Origin of the sequence: Flavobacterium branchiarum (assembly GCF_030409845.1) — a bacterium.
Lineage (GTDB): Bacteria > Bacteroidota > Bacteroidia > Flavobacteriales > Flavobacteriaceae > Flavobacterium > Flavobacterium branchiarum.
Genome location: NZ_JAUFQQ010000005.1, coordinates 1,941,138 through 1,959,705, shown reverse-complemented (window position 1 = coordinate 1,959,705; position 18,568 = coordinate 1,941,138). Strand labels below are relative to the sequence as shown.

Genomic DNA, 18,568 nt, shown 5'->3' with positions numbered 1-18,568 from the left:
AATAAAATTTAAAAGGGCTTTTTATTTAAATAGCCTCAAATAATTTCCCTGGCAAAGGACGAATTACCCCTTTAAGCTCCATATTAAGCAACAATCCTGAAATTTTGTAAATCGGAAAATCGCATTGTAAAGCAATAATATCCATGAGGTCTTTACCATTATTTAGCAAATAATCATATACAATTTGTTCATCTGATTCTAACTCAACAAACAGCTGTTTTTGAACCGTTTTAGGTTGTTTTTCAATATCCCAATTCAGCATATAAATCAAATCGGCGGCACTACTTAATACATTCGCTTTTTGAGTTTTTATTAAATCATTACAACCCTGACTGTATTTATCTGTCGTTCGACCAGGAACTGCAAAAACATCTCGATTGTAGTCATTTGCCATATTAGCAGTAATAAGTGAACCTCCTTTATCAGCCGATTCAATTACTATTGTGGCTTCACTCAAACCCGCAACAATACGGTTTCTACGCACAAAATTTTCTTTATCCGGATTTGATGAACTCCAAAACTCAGTCATAAAACCTCCATTTTGTTCCACTTTGGCAACATATTTTTTATGCGTTTTAGGATAAATTTGATTTAAACCATGTGCAACTACACCAATAGTCTGAAGGTTATTATCCATTGCTAATTGATGCGCAATAATATCTACTCCATAAGCAAAACCACTAACAATAATTGGATCTAAAGGAGCTAAATCTTCAATTAGCTTTTTACAGAATTCCGTTCCATAAGATGTAATTTGTCGCGTTCCAACGATACTTATGATCTTTTTATCCTTCAAATTGATGTTTCCAGTGCTAAATAATAAAACCGGTGAATCGATACAATGTTTTAAACGATCAGGATAGTTTTTCTCCTCAAAAAACGTTACATTAATGTCATTTGACAGGATAAAATCCAATTCTTTTTGTGCTTTTTCAAATATCAATTTTTCTTTAATATTCTTTAATAAAACAGACCCAACTCCATCAATTAAAGCAAGTTGAGAAGATTTCATCTTAAAAACATCATTAGCTGTACCGCAATGAGACAATAGCCTTTTAGCTAGTATATCTCCCACTCCTTCAACACTTTGTAAGGCCAATAAATAAAATAGATCTTGCTCCGACATTTGGTATAATAATTTAGTAATTCAAATAAAATAAAAGATATAATTCTTAATTACAAATATCGTAATTTAAAGTAAATTCTTGCCAAATAAATATGTTTAAAAAATCACCATCTAAAGCATGAAAAAAACTGACTCTTATAAAAAGTTGATTAATAACTATTTAAATAAAATAGCGAATTGTTAATAAAAATTGTGAATAAAATTTTGATAACTATTTTCCTTGCCTAACTTTGTTACTATGAAAATCGAAACTTACATCGCGCAGTTATTGTATCGTTATCAGTGTGTAACGGTTCCTGGGTTTGGAGCTTTTTTAACCGAAATTCAATCGGCCCAACTTAATGAAGGTTCAAATTCATTTTTTCCACCAAAAAAATTAATTTCTTTCAACCCACATATCAAAAACAATGATGGTTTGTTAGCAAATCACATTGCTCTTACCGAAAAAACATCATACAAATTTGCTGTTAGCGCAGTTCATTTTGAAGTTTTAACTTGGAAAAAGGAATTAGAAGATAATGGTTTTATTTCTATAAAAAACATAGGTGAAATTAGACTGAATGCTGATAAAAACCTAGTGTTTACACCAAATGATCAAAAGAATTATTTGGCTACTTCATTTGGATTAAGTCCATTTGTTTCTCCAATGGCTAAAAGAGAATCTTTTGAAAATCAATTAGAAGCACTAGATCTAGATACAGCACAACAAAAAGAAGCAATCGAATTAGAAACGGAATATAAAGGGTCTAATTCTTATTTAAAATATGCTGCAATTTTTATCCTTGCATTAGGAGTAACAGGAAGCATTGGTTACCCAATGTACCAAAATCAAATTGCTAGTCAAACTGTTCTAGTAGAAACTGCTGTTCAAAAACAAGTACAGAATAAAATTCAAGAAGCTACTTTTTTCATAAAAAATCCATTGCCGGCAGTAACAGTAACTCTTTCTGTAAAAGAAGAGAAGTTATCAATGCCTTATCATATTATGGCTGGTGCTTTTAGAAGCGAAAACAATGCTCAAAAAGCTTACAATAAATTAAAGAAAGCTGGATTTGATGCTAAAATAATTCCTGCTAACAGACATGGACTTTTCCCTGTTGTATACGGTAGCTATGCTACTATGCGCGAAGCAGAAAAAGCACAAAGAGAGATCCAAAAAACTATAAATCCAGAAGCGTGGATTTTAATAGAAACGCTTTAGATTCATAAGAAATACTTACATTTTAGTTACTATTAAAACCATTTTATAACAATTATAAAATGGTTTTTTTTTGTATATTGTAATTATAAACTTAAAAAATCAAGAGCAATTTTCGTATATTGGAATAGTATTTGCAATATTTAAATAAACATTAAAAAATAGTAATATGAAAAACGTATGGAATTTGGCTTTATTAATCTGCCTTTTAATCACCTCACAATCGTTTTATGGACAGGAAACAAACTCAAATAGCGCAAGTCAAGAAATTTTATTAAACAAAGAAAAAGCACACGCAAAGGAACGATTAGATAGTCAGAAAGAATTACAAAAAAGACAAGATCAACTAAAACAGGACCAAAACAAAGCTCAAAAACGTCAAAACAAAATTGAATCTGCTCAAAAGAAAATTGAGCGAACTAAAAAAGATATCAAGAAAAAAGAGGATAAAAAACTAAAATTAGAAAGTGAATTAGCTCTTAATAAACTACCTGAAAATAAAGTAAATCAGAAAAAAATTAGAGCTAAAGAATATGAATTAGAAATACTAAAACTCCAATCTAAACTAACGCTACAAGAACAAAGTTTAAGCAAACTTTTAGATTCGAAATAATATTTAGTTTTACAAAAAAACCTATTCTTTACGAATAGGTTTTTTGTTTTTAATTCAAACTAGCTTTAAACATTCTTAGTTCATCCCAAGAAAATTTTTCTCCATGTTGCTCTTTTAGCCCCGTTAAAGATTCTTCTTTATAAAACTGAAAAGCTTCTGTCAAAGCAGTAATTTTATCTTCAGCCAAGACATCTGAAATCTTGATTTTTTTATCTTGAATCAGTTTTACAAAATGCGATTCAATAGTTTGCGGAGTCAGTTTACGAATAGTTGCAATATCTTTAATAGATTTTTTTTCAAGCCATAATTCGTATGTCTCTTCAATTGTCGATTTTTTAACTGATTTTTCTTTGGCTTCCTTAGGGGAATAACGCCTAATTGGCTCCTCATCATCGATTAAGTCACCATTTTTACTTTTATAATTATCCTGAATTATCGTGGTTTTCTTAGATCTGTAACTTTTGATCTCAGGTGACGTTAATTTCTCTTTTGATATAGTATCACCAGCAACAACCACTTCAATCAGCAAACGTGCCTTCATTAAGCGTAAAACGGCTTTGGTTTGAAGTTCTTCCAACGAATTCAATTCATCATAAAACGCTTTCATTTTTTTGGCGCGCTGAATTTCTTCCATTTTATACAAAAGTTCATAAACCAATTCGTCCATCGGTTTCATAAAATATCCATACGCGGCCTCAATCCGCTCCGATACATGGATTAAATCGACCGTTTGATTATTGAAAATTCTGTTTAACTGAATTATGAATTTTTTGGCAGGATCAATTAAAGATTCAATGATCAGGGTTTGTTGCTTAGCCCATGTCGCGTGCTTTGCTTTTTGTGAATTCTCAGATTTATCGTTGTAACTGTATTGATGGTTACGCCATTCTTGAGCAAGATCTGCCCAATCAAAACTGTTAACCAAATACTTATGAATAAAATTCTTTGTTTCAAAATGCAAAGAGTTCTTTAATAATTCTTCCGAAGCTTTGTTCAAAGCATAATCCATCACATCCTGATCATTAGAAATACCATTCATGCGCAACGGAGAGAGTAAAATAAGCCCATTTAAAGAACGCAAACGTGATAATGCAACATATGCTTGTCCAGGTAGAAAAACTTGCGATACATCGAGCGCAGCTTTGTCAAATGTCAAACCTTGACTTTTATGAACTGTAATTGCCCAAGCCAGCTTGATAGGATATTGAACAAAAGTTCCCAGAACCTCCTCCTCTATTTCTTGAGTCATTTCATCAACTTTGTAGCGAATATTCTGCCACTCGTATTTTTCAACTTCAATAGTCTTATCCTCATCTGGGAAATGAACCATAATTTCTTGGCTAGAAAGGGATTTGATTACGCCCATTTTTCCGTTGAAATAATTTTTATCAAAAGACAAATCATTCTTAACAAACATAATCTGAGCTCCAACCTTTAATTGAAGATTAGGATCAAGCGGATATATTTTTTCAGGAAAATCACCAACGATATCTGGAAAGTAATTATTCATTTTACCTTTTAAATCATTGATTGCCTGATTATTTATAGTATCGGCTTTGGCATTATGCGTTGTAAGTGTAATATATCCTGGATTGTTTTTTAAGTCAAAATCAGGTTGAACATACTGATTCAAACTCTCGATATCTTGTTGCGTGATTTGATTGTTACGCAGATTGTTTAAAACTGAAATAAAGGAATCATCAGTTTGTCTGAAAATTTTAGACAATTCTATGTACAAAGGTGGATTTTGCTGAATTACATGCGAATGAAAAAAAAATTTTCCGCGATAATAGGTTCTCAAAGTTCTCCATTCTTCATCTCGAATTACTGGTGGCAATTGCAATAAATCACCAATAAATAAAACCTGAACTCCTCCAAATGGATAACTATTTTTCCGAACCGTTTGCATCATAAAATCCATTGCATCAAGCAAATCGGCACGGAGCATACTGACTTCATCAATAATCAAAAGCTCCATATTACGGATAACAGCACGCTTAACATTATTCATTTTAAAATGCCTACGCAAAGTTGCTTTCGTTTCAAACTTAGTAGTTTCAGAAAATTGTGGTGATGAATTATCTGGAATAAATCCTGCAAATGGCAGCTGAAACATCGAGTGAATAGTTACACCTCCTGCATTAAGCGCAGCAATACCTGTGGGCGCAACAACAACAGTATTTTTATGCGTTGTTTCAATAATCTCGCGCAATAAAGTAGTCTTTCCAGTCCCTGCTTTTCCGGTAAGAAAAATAGAACGTTGCGTCTGATTAATAAACTGTAATGTGTATGATGCGGCTTCAGAAATGTTTTGCATTTGGCTTGTATTTTATAACTAAAATGAATAGAAATTCGTGTCAGAAAATCATTTTACAAAAATAGAAGAACATATTGAGTAAAAGCCAAGTTGCAACTATTTTATAACAAAAAAAGCCTATATCCAAAAAGATATAGGCTTCAAAAATAGTTTTCTTATATTATTTTTTAACTGCAGCTGAGTCCTTTTCTTTAGCGTCAGTTTTAGTATCTAGTTTAGTACCAGCTTTATAGTTATCGTTTAAAGCTTTAACGATCTCTTTTGTAATGTCATATTTATCTTCTGCATATAAAATCGATGCAGCATCACCAGTACCGTAAATGTAAGAGTACCCTTTTTCTTTACCGTAATTCTTGATGAATTTTTTAACTCCTGTAACTAAAGAGTCCATTTCTGCACCACTTTCTTGTTGCAATTGTTGTGCTAATGCTTGTTGAGCATAACCTAATTGTTGCTCTCTTTTTTGCAACTCAGCACCTCTTTGTTGTGCCCATGCTTGACCATTAGCTTGTGCTTGACTTTGGAAATTAGAAGCATCTTGTTTGAAACGAGTAATCTCCGCTTGAAGCTGTCTACCTTTTTCCTCTGCTTGTGCTTTGTATTTAGCTTCTAAATCTTTTGCTTCAGTGTACTCTTTCATTAAAACTGAAGTGTCAACGTAAGCTGTTTTTACTTCCTTAACTTCTGCTGTTTTATTACAAGCAACTACTGAAATCGAAAGTGCGATAATTACTAATGCTTTTTTCATTTTGTTAATTTCTATTTTTTTAAAGTATGAATGACAAAAATATAAAAAAATCAATAGCATCGACATAAAGTTTAAAAAATGCTCAATTTTTCTAGTATCAATTTTTAATATCAAACTTAGATTATTAATAATTTACTGTTATTAACAATGGGCTCACCAGTTATTCTTTAAGACGTTTTCATAAAAAAGGAATACAAATACATGTTTATTATATAAAATACGTCTTAAATAATCTAAAAATGCGTTTAAATAATTTTTAAAGATATAAATGTGGGGCAAATATTCTAAAGTTCACTTTGCCTTATAATTTGATTATAATTCAATAAAAATACTCTTAGACAATTCATTTTTCATGTACATTTTTTTTTCAGATACATATCTATTTTTTTTAGATTTAATTTCTATTTCTTAAAAAACAAAAAATTGAATTATCACTGCATAAACAACAAAATTTGTCCAAAATTATTCAATTTTTATAGTATCAATTTTTATTATCAAACTTTGATTATGCATAATTTACTACTATTAATAATGACTTTACCAGCTTTTATTTAAGCGATTTTCTAAAAAAAGGGATACGAACACACGATTACTATATAAAAAACTTCTTAAATGGGCTAAAAATACGTTTTACTTATTTTTTTAGACATAAATGAGCGATGAATATTCTAAAGTGTACTTCGTTATACAATTTCGTTTTAATCCAATAAAAAATGCACTTAGGAAGTTAATTTTCATAAGTGCATTTCCAAAAAAGTAAACTCATAAAAATTGAGTCAAATTTGATTGCAAGATTTTTTTTAAGATGATTCGCTGCTTTTTTAAAAAACCGAATTCCTTTTAAAAAAATTCCAAAATTGAACAGACACATCATAAATAGATAAAAAAGTTTAAAAAACACTCAATTTTACTAGTATCAATTTTTATTATCAAACTCAGATTATTTATAATTTACCGCTATTAATAGTAGCTTCACCAGCTTTTATTTAAGCGATTTTCTAAAAAAAGGAATACAAACACACGATTCTTATATAAAAAATGTCTTAAATCGGCTAAAAATGAGTTTTACTTGTTTTTTAAGACATAAATGTGTGATGAATATTCTAAACTACGCTTTGCTTTCCAATTCGATTTTAATCCAATAAAAAATGCAGTTAGGTAATTCATTTTTCCAGTTTTGTATTTTTCAGAAAGTAGACTCACATAAAACGAGTCAAATTTCATTGGAAGAATTTTTTCAAGACGCATATCTACTTTTTCGAAAAGTGACTGAATCGCTTTTTTAGAGAAATGCCAAAAATGAATTGGCACATCATACGCAGCCCAAAAAGTTTTATAATGATTTGCATCGAAAGATTTAAAATTTGGAACTGCTACAATTAACGTTCCAGTTGGTTTTAATAATCGCTTCAATTCTTGTATTTGCAATTCTAAATTTGGAACGTGTTCCAAAACGTGCCACATCGTAATTACGTCAAAAGAATTATTTTCTAAGTCAGCAATTTTATCCACAAAAGAAATTCCTTTTTTTATAGCAATAGACTTTGCTCTTTCGCTTGGTTCTACTCCAACAGTATTCCAACCATTATCTTTAGCAGTTAACAAGAAATCACCAGTTCCTGCTCCTATATCTAAAATTCTACCTTTTTGCGGGTTTTCAGAATTAATCAAATTTAATTTATTCTTAAGTGCAATATTTTTTACAATATGATATGCTTTTTCAAATAACGAACGCTTGTTGTCTGTATGCGAAATATAATCCTCGCTTTCATAATATTTCCCCAAATCATTTTCATTGGGTTGTGGAGATGTAATTAACATATCCAAAGTTTCATCGTAGTACAATTCAAAAATTTCTTTAGAAACCGAGTGATCTTTTACAGTAAGAAAATGTTTTTTGTTTAAAACGTCCATTTTATAATTATTGGTATTTTGGTTTAATTTTATAACAAACCCTAAAAACGAAATTTATCGCTTTTAGGGTTTGCAAATCTTATTTATTTGTTCTTTCTCTTTAATTCTTCCAGTTTATTTTAACTGCGTCTATTTTTTCATTTTCGATTCTAGTTTCTGAACAAACAGTAAACCCATTTTTCAGATAAAAGAATAATGGTGATTTATATGGCTGTTTGTTCTGTTTTATAGCATTTTCATGATCTATAACCCATCCATTCAAATTATCATTATTCATTTTTAATTCTTCAATCAATAACGCACCTTTACCTGTTCCTTGAATTTGACTATCGATTAATATTGCAAACCAATATTCTTCTTCTCTCAGAAAAGTAAACGTCCAACCTTTTATTATATTTTCATCAACAAGTAGCAAATAATGTTTAACATCAGACAATCCATTTAAATATAAATCAAAATCATGAATTGTTGCATAATTTAAACTACCTGGATATTCAGCATTCCAAAGTTGCATTAAGGATTTTTTATCTTCAAACGACAAAACTTCTTTCTGAATAATCATAATACTTTAAAAAATTAAAATCCTAAACTCCTTAATAAAATCAAGGGTTAGGAAAATAGTTTCACGTGGAACAATTTTTTTAGTCGCAGTTTTCAGTTTACACTTTACAGTCGCAGTTTACAGTCACAGTTTACAGTCGCAGTTTGCAGTCGCAGTTTACAGTCACAGTTTACAGTCACAGTTTTCAGTCGCAGTTTTCAGTCGCAGTATTCAGTCGCAGTATTCAGACTTAGTTGTGGTCTCTTCGTTTAAAAGAAAATTTAACTATTTTTAATGATTCATTTTTCTAATTGAGCATATCCCATATTTAAAGTTTAATTACAATACCGGAATTCAATACTCAAACTAAAAAATGAAAAATGAAAAATGAAAAATGAGACTGAAAACTGAATACTAAATTATCTTCCCATATAAATTAGCAACACTGAAATATCACTTGGTGAAACACCGCTGATCCTTGAAGCTTGTGAAATTGTAACAGGACGAATTTTTCCTAATTTTTGCTTTGCTTCTATAGACATCGATTTGATTTTATTATAATCAAAATTTTCAGGAATTTTCACTTCTTCTAATCTCGTTAGTTTATCAGCATTATTTCTTTCTTTTTCGATATAACCTGAATATTTAACTTGAATTTCTGCTTGTTCTAAAATTTCCTGATCCAAATCATTTTCAGCAATATATTCTTTTACTTTCTCAAATTTCTTGATATCCTCCAAATCTATTTGCGGACGAGAGAAAACCTTAAACATTTTATCACCTTGAGAAATCAAAGCCGTTCCTTTAGATTCTAGAATCGGGTTTGCTTCTGCAACCGAAACACTTGTTTCTTTAAAGAACGCAACCATCTTTTCAGATTCTTTTAATTTATGCTCCATTCTACGTAAACGGGTTTCCGAAGCCAAACCAATTTCATATGACATTGGCGTTAATCTAAAGTCAGCATTGTCTTGACGCAACAAAGTTCTATATTCTGCACGAGACGTAAACATACGATACGGTTCTTCTGTTCCTTTCGTAATTAGATCATCTATTAAAACACCAATATATGCTTCATCGCGTTTTAATATTAACGGCGCTTTTTCGTTCACTTTTAAATGCGCATTTATTCCAGCCATCAAACCTTGCGAAGCTGCTTCTTCATATCCTGTCGTTCCATTAATTTGACCAGCAAAATATAATCCTTCGATTAATTTAGTTTCAAGAGTATGCTTTAATTGTGTTGGCGGAAAATAATCATATTCTATCGCATAACCAGGACGGAAGAATTTCACGTTCTCAAAACCTACCACAGTACGCAAAGCTTTAAATTGAATATCCTCTGGCAAAGAAGTAGAAAATCCATTTACATAAACCTCACAAGTATTCCAGCCTTCTGGCTCAACAAATAACTGGTGGCGTTCTTTATCAGCAAAACGATTAATCTTATCTTCGATAGAAGGACAATATCTCGGGCCAATACTTTTTATACGACCGTTGAACATTGGGGAACGATCAAAACCAGATCTCAAAATATCATGCACATCTAAAGACGTATATGTCATATGACAAGATCTTTGGTGAACAAGTGGTGAAGTCACATCTGAATAAGAAAACTTATCCGGTTTAGCATCTCCTTTTTCTTCGTTCATTTTAGAATAATCCAAAGAGCGTCCATCAACTCGTGGTGGCGTTCCAGTTTTCATTCTTCCCGCTTCAAAACCAACTTGAACTAAATCTTCGGTAATTCCGTAAGCCGCACTTTCTCCAGCTCTACCACCACCAAACTGTTTGTCTCCGATATGAATTAAACCATTCAAGAAAGTTCCATTTGTCAAGACAACAGATTTGGAACGAATTTCAACTCCTAACGAAGTTCGAACTCCTTTTACCTTTCCATTCTCAATAATCAAACCCTTTACCATTTCTTGGTAAAAATCAAGATTTGGAGTTCCTTCAAGCATCATTCTCCATTCTTCAGCAAAACGCATTCTATCACTTTGAACCCTTGGAGACCACATTGCAGGTCCTTTTGATTTGTTCAACATTTTAAATTGAATTGCCGTGCGGTCGGAAACAATTCCTGAGTACCCACCTAGCGCGTCAATCTCACGCACAATTTGCCCTTTTGCAATTCCTCCCATAGCTGGGTTACATGACATCTGTGCTATGTTTTGCAAACTCATTGTTACAAGCAAAGTTTTAGATCCAAGATTTGCGGCTGCTGCCGCAGCCTCTGAGCCGGCATGTCCTGCGCCGACAACTATAACATCATATTCTTCTAAAAACATTTCGTTTTATTATTCTCTGAAAACAGTTTAAGGCAGGTTCCAGAATTAACTTTATTTATTTGTTCCACGTGGAACTTGTATTCAAAACCTAAACTAATATTGTTCCACGTGAAACATATAGTCATTTTACACTCTTAAATTAAATCATGTTCCACGTGGAACATGATTTAAAAAAGAGTAATTTAATTATCGTTCCACGTGGAACAATGCTATTTTCTCATCTTCTTTAGAACGCATTAACTCTGCTTCAGAATCTGATTTATCTTTATATCCACAGTAATGTAATATACCGTGGGCTAAGACACGCTTCAATTCATCCTCAAAAGAAACATTAAAATCAAGAGCATTGTCACGTACACGCTCTATAGAAACAAATATATCTCCGTTTAATACATTACCAACTGTGTAATCAAAACTGATAATATCAGTCAAAGTATCATGATTAAGATACTCTACATTGATCTTATGAAGGTATTCATCATCACAAAATATATAACTTATTTCTCCTTCTTTTTTATTCTCTGAAAGAATCACAGCCGATAGCCATTCTTCAAACGCTTCTTCGTTATCTAAAACGAACTCTGTTTCGTAATTAAAATTGATCATTTTGTATTGAAATATTCTTGAACTTTTTGATTAAAATTCGAGCGCAAAGGTAATGATTGTCTATTTAAAATCTCTATGCTATTTAAATAATCTGATAACGACCTTGGCAACGCATTAGATTGATTATTAAATTCTTTCCTGTTTGTTTCAGATTGGCGTTTATTATCTTGACCTTGTTCTTGAACAGCGTTATTCAATTTTAATAATTCTTGTTGAATATTCAATATACGTTGCAAATTTTCATTCTTAAAACCTTTATTTAAAAGTTGCTTTTCTAACTGTTTCATTTGTTCCAAAGTCTTTTCTCCGTTAGGGCCAAGTCCTTGTTTTTCTAATTCTTTTTGCAATGCTTCTCTAAGACGAACTTGTTCTTTGTAAATTTCCATTATTTCTTGAGCATTTCCTTCACCATCTTCACCATTATCTCCATTGGAACCTTTACCTCCAGACTTAGAATCCTTACCATCTTTTCCGCTTTTTCCCTGACCAGGCTCCTGACCTTTCTCCATTCCCTCTTTCATTTTCTTTCCTAATCCTTCTTGCTTTTTTATAATATCAGGTAATTGCATCCCTTCACCTTGTCCTGGTTTTGGTTTTCCAGAACTAGGATTAGCCATAGACATTTGCATGTTACTTAATAAATCACTTAAAAAATCAGCCAATTTATTAGCTGATGAAACAGCATATTGTTGGTGAGATACCCCTTTACGAATTTGAACATCGGTTAAGGTTTCTAGAGCTTTATCCATATTGTACTGAACGTTCCCAATTTCTTTTGTAACATCTTCAGCAATTTTCGGGTTACGCAATGATAAAGCAAACAAGCTATCGTCAATATGTTTGAACTGTAATTTTAGGTTTTGCTGAATTTTAATATTCTTATTAAACACAGATGAGCCAACTTTAATAGATTTAAACTGTAACATAACCGCTTCTTCTGCTAGTGAAAAAGCTAATAGATTATCTAGAATCTGACGCAACGTTTTCACATCTTCTTCTAATTGTTCCTGTTCTGAAGACTGCATGCTTTCTTCCATTTTCTTCGCCATCTCTTTCATTTTCTTGGCTGCATTTTTTTGCTTTGGTTTAGCTCCTGCACTATTATTTTTCTTAAGCTCTTCAGATGCTTTCTTTAAATCATTATCAATTTCATTTTCCTTATTAGCATCAGTTGGTATTTCTAAGGGAGTTTTTAAACTCTTGTTTTCCTCTTTCAAATCTTTTAAATCTTCTTGAAGTTTATCAAATGCTTTATTAATTTCATCTTGCTTTTCAGTTGTGTTCTCTTTTTCTTTGTTAGAAAGTTGTTCTTGTTTGTCTGCTAATTTATCTAGTTTATCTTTTAATTGCTCTGCCTTTTTTGCTACATAGAACCGCTTTGTAAGTTCAACTAATTGCTCTAAGTTTTTAGATTGATTCTTAGAAATTTGTTTAAACTTATCCATCTTATCAAACAACTCTTCATTCTTAATTTTATCATTTAAATCTTTCAGTTCATCCATCAACTTCTGATTTTTCTCTAAGTCTTTCTCAGCATTATCCAAACGCTTTTGTAAATCTTCTACAGTCTGATCTTTCTTTTCAGTCTTGAATTTATCTAAATTCTGATTCATTTTCTCTGCAAATTCTTTCATCATTTGGTCTTGTTGCTTCTGACGTTTGATGAATTCATTTACTTTTTGCTGGTCTTTAAATTCTAAATTATTCTTTTCCTTCCCTACTTGTTGCAGTTTTTCTAATTCAGATATTTGCTTGTCTTTACTTTTTAATGATTTAGAAAGTGCATTGATATTACTATTTTGTTGTTCTAAATCCAGTTCATGAAGTTCTTCATTAGTTGCAACTCTATCAGAAAAAACAGAAGACTTAGCACTTTTAAAATTATGAGGAGCATCATTATCAAAAACCTCAAAGTAATATTCATAAGATACTCCCTGCTCTACTGGGAGATTACTTGGAAATGAAAATACGAATTGATCAAAAACAGTATTCTTAACTGCAATTGTTCCACGTTTGGCAGTGTTGGGTTTGTTGCGTTCGTAGTAAACAATATGCAATTTTGACAAACCATAATCATCTGATAATTGCCCTAACATATAATCTTTGCCAAGCTTCAAACTATCAGGAGCTACACTCACATTGATGGTTGGGAACTGATCTTTAATTACGGAGAGCTGATAATTAAGCTTTTCATAGTTTTTAACCTTATTATTAGATGTAAGAATTTGATATTCTGTATTTTGGCTAATATTTTTTGATAAAACAAAACTATTATCAGCTTTAGTAAAAGGGATTAAAGAATTTCCCTCTTTCCAATCAACATTTTCAGTCGATTTGGTATTCATTTTCCAAGTTACTCGAGTTCCTTCTGGTAGAATTGCATTACCTGTACCGCTAATAGTTTCACCTTTTTTATTTAAATAAGATGGGAAATGTAATTGCATTTCAAAGTCAGCAATAGATGGAACGGTGATAACTTTCAATACATACGAAGGAGAACTAACTTGATTTCCCTCTACATAAAATTCAACATTAGAATTAGGCTTTTCAATCTTAAATTCAAATACTCCAGGTTTTGAAGATTCCATAAAATAACTTTCGTTTTCAATATGAATCATAACATTCTCAGGAATCACTTTTCCCTCTGATTGTACTTGAACAATGAAATCTTTATTCTGTTCCGTTTGCAAATTTGGATTGAGTACAACAAATTTGAAAGGAGCTGGAGGTAAAAATGAAGAATTAAAGTGTACTACTCTATTTAAACTTTGAGATAAAATAGTACTGTTTCCAGAAATATAAAAAACTAAAAGGAATAAAATTGGAATTAAAGCTAGTGGTAAATATTTCTTATTTGCACTAAAATTAATTGCATTACTAAAAGGAATTAACTGTAAAGAATTTGCTTTTTGCTCAATAGAAGCCAACATCAATTCAGACTTTTCAACTTCATTTACTGTAGCAGATAATTGCAAAAAGTTAGTTAGTTTGTCATTTACTTCTGAAAAATGATTCCCAATAATATCCGATGCTTGATTATAATCAATTCCTTTTTGAAGTTTGAATAACTTAAAAAATGGAAACATAATAAAACGAAACAACAGGAATAGTTCAACACAAACAAAAGCACCAAACAATAGTGTTCTTCCTACTGGTTTTAACCAAAGAAAATATTCTATAAATAGGGTAAATAAAAAGTATAACAACCCAAATCCCGTGAAAAGAAGTAAACCTCTAATCAATTCATTGGTGTAATATTTCTTTATAAAATCCTCTAACTTCTGATATATGAATGGAACTGTTTTCAAAATAGTAATCTGTTTTACTTATAACCCCTAAAAGTACTAATTTTAATAATACTATTTAAGATACAAAGCCTAAGAGTAGAAAATCAAAAAAGCTTTAAAACTTTCGACTAATGACTTTTGTGTAAAGTCGTATCTTTGCAACAAAATTTATAAAAATGTCAAAACAAGTTCGTGTGCGTTTTGCACCAAGTCCAACTGGACCTTTACATATAGGCGGTGTTCGTACTGCATTATTTAATTATTTGTTTGCCAAAAAAAACAATGGAGTTTTTTACTTGCGTATTGAAGATACCGACCAAACTCGTTTTGTTCCTGGTGCCGAAGAATACATTATGGAAGCATTGGAATGGTTGGGAATTGCTCCAGATGAAACTGTAGGTAAAAATGAAAAGTTTGGCCCATATCGTCAGAGTGATCGTAAAGAATTGTACCAACAATATGCAGATCAATTGATCAATTCAGGATGGGCATATTATGCTTTTGATACACCAGAATCATTAGATGCGCATAGAAAACAACACGAGGCAGAAGGAAAAACATTTATATACAACCATCATAATCGTGAAAAATTAGATACTTCCCTAGTAATTTCTTCTGATGAAACTGCTAAAAGAATTGCTAATGGAGAACATTATGTAATCCGTTTTAAAACTCCAGTTAATGAAACGTTGCACTTACAAGATATTATTCGTGGTGAAGTGAAGTTTGATACAAACTTATTAGATGATAAAGTTTTGTTTAAAAGTGACGGAATGCCAACATACCATTTGGCAAACATCGTAGATGATCATTTGATGGAAACATCACATGTAATTCGTGGAGAAGAATGGTTACCATCTATGCCATTACACGTTTTATTATACAGAGCTTTTGGTTGGGATGCTCCAGTATTTGCACATTTGCCATTAATTCTGAAACCAATTGGTAACGGAAAATTATCTAAAAGAGATGGTGATAAATTAGGTTTCCCAGTATTTCCATTAGAATGGAAAACAGAAGAAGGGGTTTCATCTGGTTACAGAGAAAAAGGTTTTTTCCCCGAAGCAGTAATTAACTTCCTTGCTTTACTTGGTTGGAACGACGGAACTGATAAAGAAATATTTTCATTAGAAGAATTAGTAGCTTCATTTGATTTGAACAGAGTTCATAAATCAGGAGCTAAATTTGATCCAGAGAAAAACAAATGGTTCAATCACCAACACTTGATAAAAAGAAATAACGAAGATTTAGCTAAAGACTTCTCTCCTATTCTAGAAGAAAAAGGTTTAGATATTTCTAAAGTTGATCTAGTAAAAATCGTTTCTTTAATAAAAGAACGTGCACATTTTGTATCAGAATTTTGGGAACTAAGTGATTTCTTTTTTCAAGCACCAAAATCATATGATGAGAAAGCAACCAAAAACTGGAAAGAAGAAACTCCTGCTTTGATGCAAGAACTAACTTCTGTTCTAGAAAATATTGAAGATTTTAGTTCTTTAAATATTGAAACTATAGTGAAAGATTGGATGACTAAAAATGAAATTGGGATGGGTAAAGTAATGCAACCTTTCCGTTTGAGTTTAGTTGGAGCTCTAAAAGGCCCTCACCTATTTGACATTGTTGAGATGATTGGAAAAGAAGAAACTATCTCAAGAATACAAAAAGCAATAGTGACTTTATAAAAATAAAGCCAATAATCTATAAAAGCGTTAAGAACACCAATCGAGGTATTCTTAACGCTTTTTCATTTTAATTAAAACATAACACATTAAAATGGAAGAAATTTCGTAATTTGACCGCTAATTTTTAAACTAAATTTATCAGTTATGAACATTCCAATTATTATTCTTTTAATCTTCGGATTATTTATTTTCTTATCTTCTTTCTTTACAGTGAAGCAACAAACATCTGTAATTATAGAACGTTTTGGAAAATTTCTTAGTGTAAGAACTTCAGGTTTACAATTAAAAATACCAATGATTGATAGAATTGCTGGACGTGTAAATCTTAAAATTCAACAGCTTGATGTAATCATTGAAACGAAAACTAAAGACAACGTTTTTGTGAAACTTAAAGTATCAGTTCAATTTATGGTTATCAAAGAAACTGTTTATGATGCCTTTTACAAATTAGAATATCCACACGATCAAATCACATCTTATGTATTTGATGTTGTACGTGCCGAAGTCCCTAAATTGAAATTAGATGATGTTTTTGAAAGAAAAGATGATATCGCAATTGCAGTAAAAAGAGAATTGAATGAGGCAATGACTACTTATGGATATACAATTATCAACACATTGGTAACTGATATTGATCCAGATATCCAGGTTAAAAATGCAATGAATAGAATAAATGCAGCTGATAGAGAAAAAACTGTAGCTGAATTTGAAGCTGAAGCATCTAGAATTAGAATAGTTGCCAAAGCAAAAGCTGAAGCAGAAAGCAAGAGATTACAAGGTCAAGGTATTGCAGATCAAAGAAGAGAAATTGCAAGAGGTCTTGTAGAAAGTGTTGATACTTTAAATAAAGTTGGAATCAATTCACAAGAAGCATCGGCATTAATAGTAGTTACTCAACATTATGACACGTTACAAGCAATTGGTGCAGATACGAATTCAAACTTAATTCTGTTACCAAATTCACCACAAGCAGGAAGCGATATGCTAAACAATATGGTGGCTTCATTTAGTGCATCTAACCAAGTTGGCGAAATGATGAAAAAAACTAATAAAAGAATTAAACCAAAAGCAGAAGAAAAACCAGATTATGAAGCTCCAGAAGCTCCAGAAACTGATGAAGAATAAGAATCAAAAAATAAAAAAGAGGCCTAATAGCCTCTTTTTTTGTTCATGAACCATCCTATTAAATAAGGAATCGCTGCTTGAATAATTTTTATATAAGAATTCGAAAGTATCGTTTTATATGAACCAAAGAAACTATTTATAACATTTTGTGGTTCCAAAGATTCTTTAGTTTGTTGAATGCTTAGCACTAACTTCTGATAATTGATTTGTTTTTCCAATTTAAGAATTTCTAATTCTCTTTCAATTTCAGCATAAGAGGAGTATTTTTTGGTTTCCATAATTTAGTCATTAAAAAAGATTTCTGAAAATTTTTCTAAAATTGGTCCTTCAACCATTTTATCTTTTATAAAGAAAATAAGTATTGTTGCTATTAAATACATCCCTCCTACTATAAGGAATCCATAAGTATAACTATCTAAAGCAGTACTAATAGCAAAAGCTAAAGCAACAGATCCAAATACCATAACCATACTAAAACACAGTAAAATTAAAATAAATTTAAAAATTACTGTTGTAGATTTCATTGCAACTTTAAAACCCCATAGCTTGTAATAAGCAAGGTGACTATCAACATAGGCTTTTGCCTGATCTTGAATATTTTCGGTATGTTCTTTTAATTCTTCAAAAGCCATAAGTAACTATTTTAGTTGATTATCTAAAAATACAAAGTACACAATGAAACCAATGTATTGTAATTCTAAAATTAATTAAAATTTTCGGAACAATAACAATTAAAGTTCAATGTGTACTTTGCTGATGCCTAAAAAAGGCTATTTATTTTTGAAGCTTAGCATTTTGAGTTTTCAAATCGGCTAATTTAGTTTCAAGAAAAGAAATTACTTCTTCCGTTTTATGACTCATATTCGAAAGTAAGTTTTCATAAGTTCCATCTAAATCTTCTTTAGCATTTAAAAACTTATCACGTAATCCTTCTGTAGAAGTTTCAAGTTTATGCTTTAAATTATGTTTAGCATCATCGATTCCGTGTTTAATACGTCCTCTTGTTTTTGAACCTTTATCTGGTGCAAACAAAATTCCAATTCCTGCTCCAATAGCTGCTCCAGTAAGAAGTGCTAATATTGTGTTTCCTGTGTTGTTTGACATAACTATAAATTTTAAA

At 31.2% G+C, this 18,568-nt stretch carries 15 protein-coding genes; 4 read left to right on the top strand and 11 right to left on the bottom strand.

Annotated features, from left to right (window positions below; translation table 11 throughout):
- Positions 1 to 25: 25 nt before the first annotated feature.
- Positions 26 to 1,126: a DNA-processing protein DprA gene (dprA, locus tag QWY99_RS20525; RefSeq protein ID WP_290267585.1), complete on the bottom strand. Its 1,101-nt coding sequence runs from the start codon at positions 1,124 to 1,126 to the stop codon at positions 26 to 28.
- A gap of 238 nt (positions 1,127 to 1,364) precedes the next feature.
- Here dprA and QWY99_RS20520 point away from each other — a divergent pair, with 238 nt between their 5' ends.
- Complete coding sequence (locus QWY99_RS20520) at positions 1,365 to 2,327, top strand: HU domain-containing protein (RefSeq protein WP_290267583.1); 963 nt, start codon at positions 1,365 to 1,367, stop codon at positions 2,325 to 2,327.
- Positions 2,328 to 2,493: 166 nt separating this feature from the next.
- Positions 2,494 to 2,937 carry a hypothetical protein gene (locus QWY99_RS20515; RefSeq protein WP_290267580.1) on the top strand — a complete coding sequence of 148 codons (444 nt, stop codon included), beginning with the start codon at positions 2,494 to 2,496 and terminating at the stop codon, positions 2,935 to 2,937.
- A gap of 49 nt (positions 2,938 to 2,986) precedes the next feature.
- On the opposite strand, the gene QWY99_RS20510 is transcribed toward QWY99_RS20515, so the two are convergent.
- The 7 genes from QWY99_RS20510 to QWY99_RS20480 all read right to left on the bottom strand — a co-directional run bounded on the left by QWY99_RS20510 (position 2,987) and on the right by QWY99_RS20480 (position 14,662).
- Positions 2,987 to 5,254, bottom strand: coding sequence for a helix-turn-helix domain-containing protein (locus QWY99_RS20510; RefSeq protein WP_290267578.1), 2,268 nt, complete (start codon positions 5,252 to 5,254; stop codon positions 2,987 to 2,989).
- A gap of 160 nt (positions 5,255 to 5,414) precedes the next feature.
- Complete coding sequence (locus QWY99_RS20505) at positions 5,415 to 6,002, bottom strand: OmpH/Skp family outer membrane protein (RefSeq protein WP_290267576.1); 588 nt, start codon at positions 6,000 to 6,002, stop codon at positions 5,415 to 5,417.
- A gap of 1,065 nt (positions 6,003 to 7,067) precedes the next feature.
- Positions 7,068 to 7,916, bottom strand: coding sequence for a class I SAM-dependent methyltransferase (locus QWY99_RS20500; RefSeq protein WP_290267574.1), 849 nt, complete (start codon positions 7,914 to 7,916; stop codon positions 7,068 to 7,070).
- Between the two features lie 100 nt (positions 7,917 to 8,016).
- Complete coding sequence (locus QWY99_RS20495) at positions 8,017 to 8,478, bottom strand: GNAT family N-acetyltransferase (protein WP_290267572.1); 462 nt, start codon at positions 8,476 to 8,478, stop codon at positions 8,017 to 8,019.
- 398 nt (positions 8,479 to 8,876) lie between these two features.
- Positions 8,877 to 10,748, bottom strand: coding sequence for a tRNA uridine-5-carboxymethylaminomethyl(34) synthesis enzyme MnmG (gene mnmG, locus QWY99_RS20490; protein ID WP_290267570.1), 1,872 nt, complete (start codon positions 10,746 to 10,748; stop codon positions 8,877 to 8,879).
- 186 nt (positions 10,749 to 10,934) lie between these two features.
- A complete protein-coding gene (gene ybeY / locus QWY99_RS20485) occupies positions 10,935 to 11,354 on the bottom strand; it encodes an rRNA maturation RNase YbeY (RefSeq protein WP_290267568.1) in 420 nt (139 codons plus the stop codon).
- A complete protein-coding gene (locus tag QWY99_RS20480) occupies positions 11,351 to 14,662 on the bottom strand; it encodes a coiled-coil domain-containing protein (protein WP_290267566.1) in 3,312 nt (1,103 codons plus the stop codon). Before QWY99_RS20480 ends, ybeY begins: the two co-directional genes overlap by 4 nt.
- Before the next feature lie 155 nt (positions 14,663 to 14,817).
- On the opposite strand from QWY99_RS20480, the gene gltX reads away from it, so the two are divergent.
- Entirely contained in the window at positions 14,818 to 16,323 is a 1,506-nt protein-coding gene (gene gltX / locus QWY99_RS20475; RefSeq protein WP_290267564.1) for a glutamate--tRNA ligase, read from the top strand.
- 144 nt (positions 16,324 to 16,467) lie between these two features.
- Complete coding sequence (locus QWY99_RS20470; RefSeq protein ID WP_290267562.1) at positions 16,468 to 17,448, top strand: SPFH domain-containing protein; 981 nt, start codon at positions 16,468 to 16,470, stop codon at positions 17,446 to 17,448.
- A gap of 23 nt (positions 17,449 to 17,471) precedes the next feature.
- Here QWY99_RS20470 and QWY99_RS20465 read toward each other — a convergent pair whose 3' ends face one another.
- From QWY99_RS20465 to QWY99_RS20455, 3 genes are all read right to left on the bottom strand, one after another.
- Entirely contained in the window at positions 17,472 to 17,726 is a 255-nt protein-coding gene (locus QWY99_RS20465; protein WP_290267560.1) for a DUF6327 family protein, read from the bottom strand.
- A gap of 3 nt (positions 17,727 to 17,729) precedes the next feature.
- Positions 17,730 to 18,080, bottom strand: a complete 351-nt coding sequence (locus tag QWY99_RS20460; protein WP_290267558.1) for a competence protein — start codon at positions 18,078 to 18,080, stop codon at positions 17,730 to 17,732.
- Between the two features lie 142 nt (positions 18,081 to 18,222).
- On the bottom strand, positions 18,223 to 18,552 hold the full coding sequence (locus tag QWY99_RS20455; RefSeq protein ID WP_129540347.1) for a YtxH domain-containing protein: 330 nt from the start codon (positions 18,550 to 18,552) through the stop codon (positions 18,223 to 18,225).
- Positions 18,553 to 18,568: the final 16 nt, after the last annotated feature.

Bases quoted from the DNA above. Each gene is read 5' to 3' on its own strand.
- dprA (WP_290267585.1), bottom strand. From the start codon at position 1,126: ATGTCGGAGCAAGATCTATTTTATTTATTGGCCTTACAAAGTGTTGAA.
- QWY99_RS20520 (WP_290267583.1), top strand. From the start codon at position 1,365: ATGAAAATCGAAACTTACATCGCGCAGTTATTGTATCGTTATCAGTGT.
- QWY99_RS20515 (WP_290267580.1), top strand. From the start codon at position 2,494: ATGAAAAACGTATGGAATTTGGCTTTATTAATCTGCCTTTTAATCACC.
- QWY99_RS20510 (WP_290267578.1), bottom strand. From the start codon at position 5,254: ATGCAAAACATTTCTGAAGCCGCATCATACACATTACAGTTTATTAAT.
- QWY99_RS20505 (WP_290267576.1), bottom strand. From the start codon at position 6,002: ATGAAAAAAGCATTAGTAATTATCGCACTTTCGATTTCAGTAGTTGCT.
- QWY99_RS20500 (WP_290267574.1), bottom strand. From the start codon at position 7,916: ATGGACGTTTTAAACAAAAAACATTTTCTTACTGTAAAAGATCACTCG.
- QWY99_RS20495 (WP_290267572.1), bottom strand. From the start codon at position 8,478: ATGATTATTCAGAAAGAAGTTTTGTCGTTTGAAGATAAAAAATCCTTA.
- mnmG (WP_290267570.1), bottom strand. From the start codon at position 10,748: ATGTTTTTAGAAGAATATGATGTTATAGTTGTCGGCGCAGGACATGCC.
- ybeY (WP_290267568.1), bottom strand. From the start codon at position 11,354: ATGATCAATTTTAATTACGAAACAGAGTTCGTTTTAGATAACGAAGAA.
- gltX (WP_290267564.1), top strand. From the start codon at position 14,818: ATGTCAAAACAAGTTCGTGTGCGTTTTGCACCAAGTCCAACTGGACCT.
- QWY99_RS20470 (WP_290267562.1), top strand. From the start codon at position 16,468: ATGAACATTCCAATTATTATTCTTTTAATCTTCGGATTATTTATTTTC.
- QWY99_RS20465 (WP_290267560.1), bottom strand. From the start codon at position 17,726: ATGGAAACCAAAAAATACTCCTCTTATGCTGAAATTGAAAGAGAATTA.
- QWY99_RS20460 (WP_290267558.1), bottom strand. From the start codon at position 18,080: ATGGCTTTTGAAGAATTAAAAGAACATACCGAAAATATTCAAGATCAG.
- QWY99_RS20455 (WP_129540347.1), bottom strand. From the start codon at position 18,552: ATGTCAAACAACACAGGAAACACAATATTAGCACTTCTTACTGGAGCA.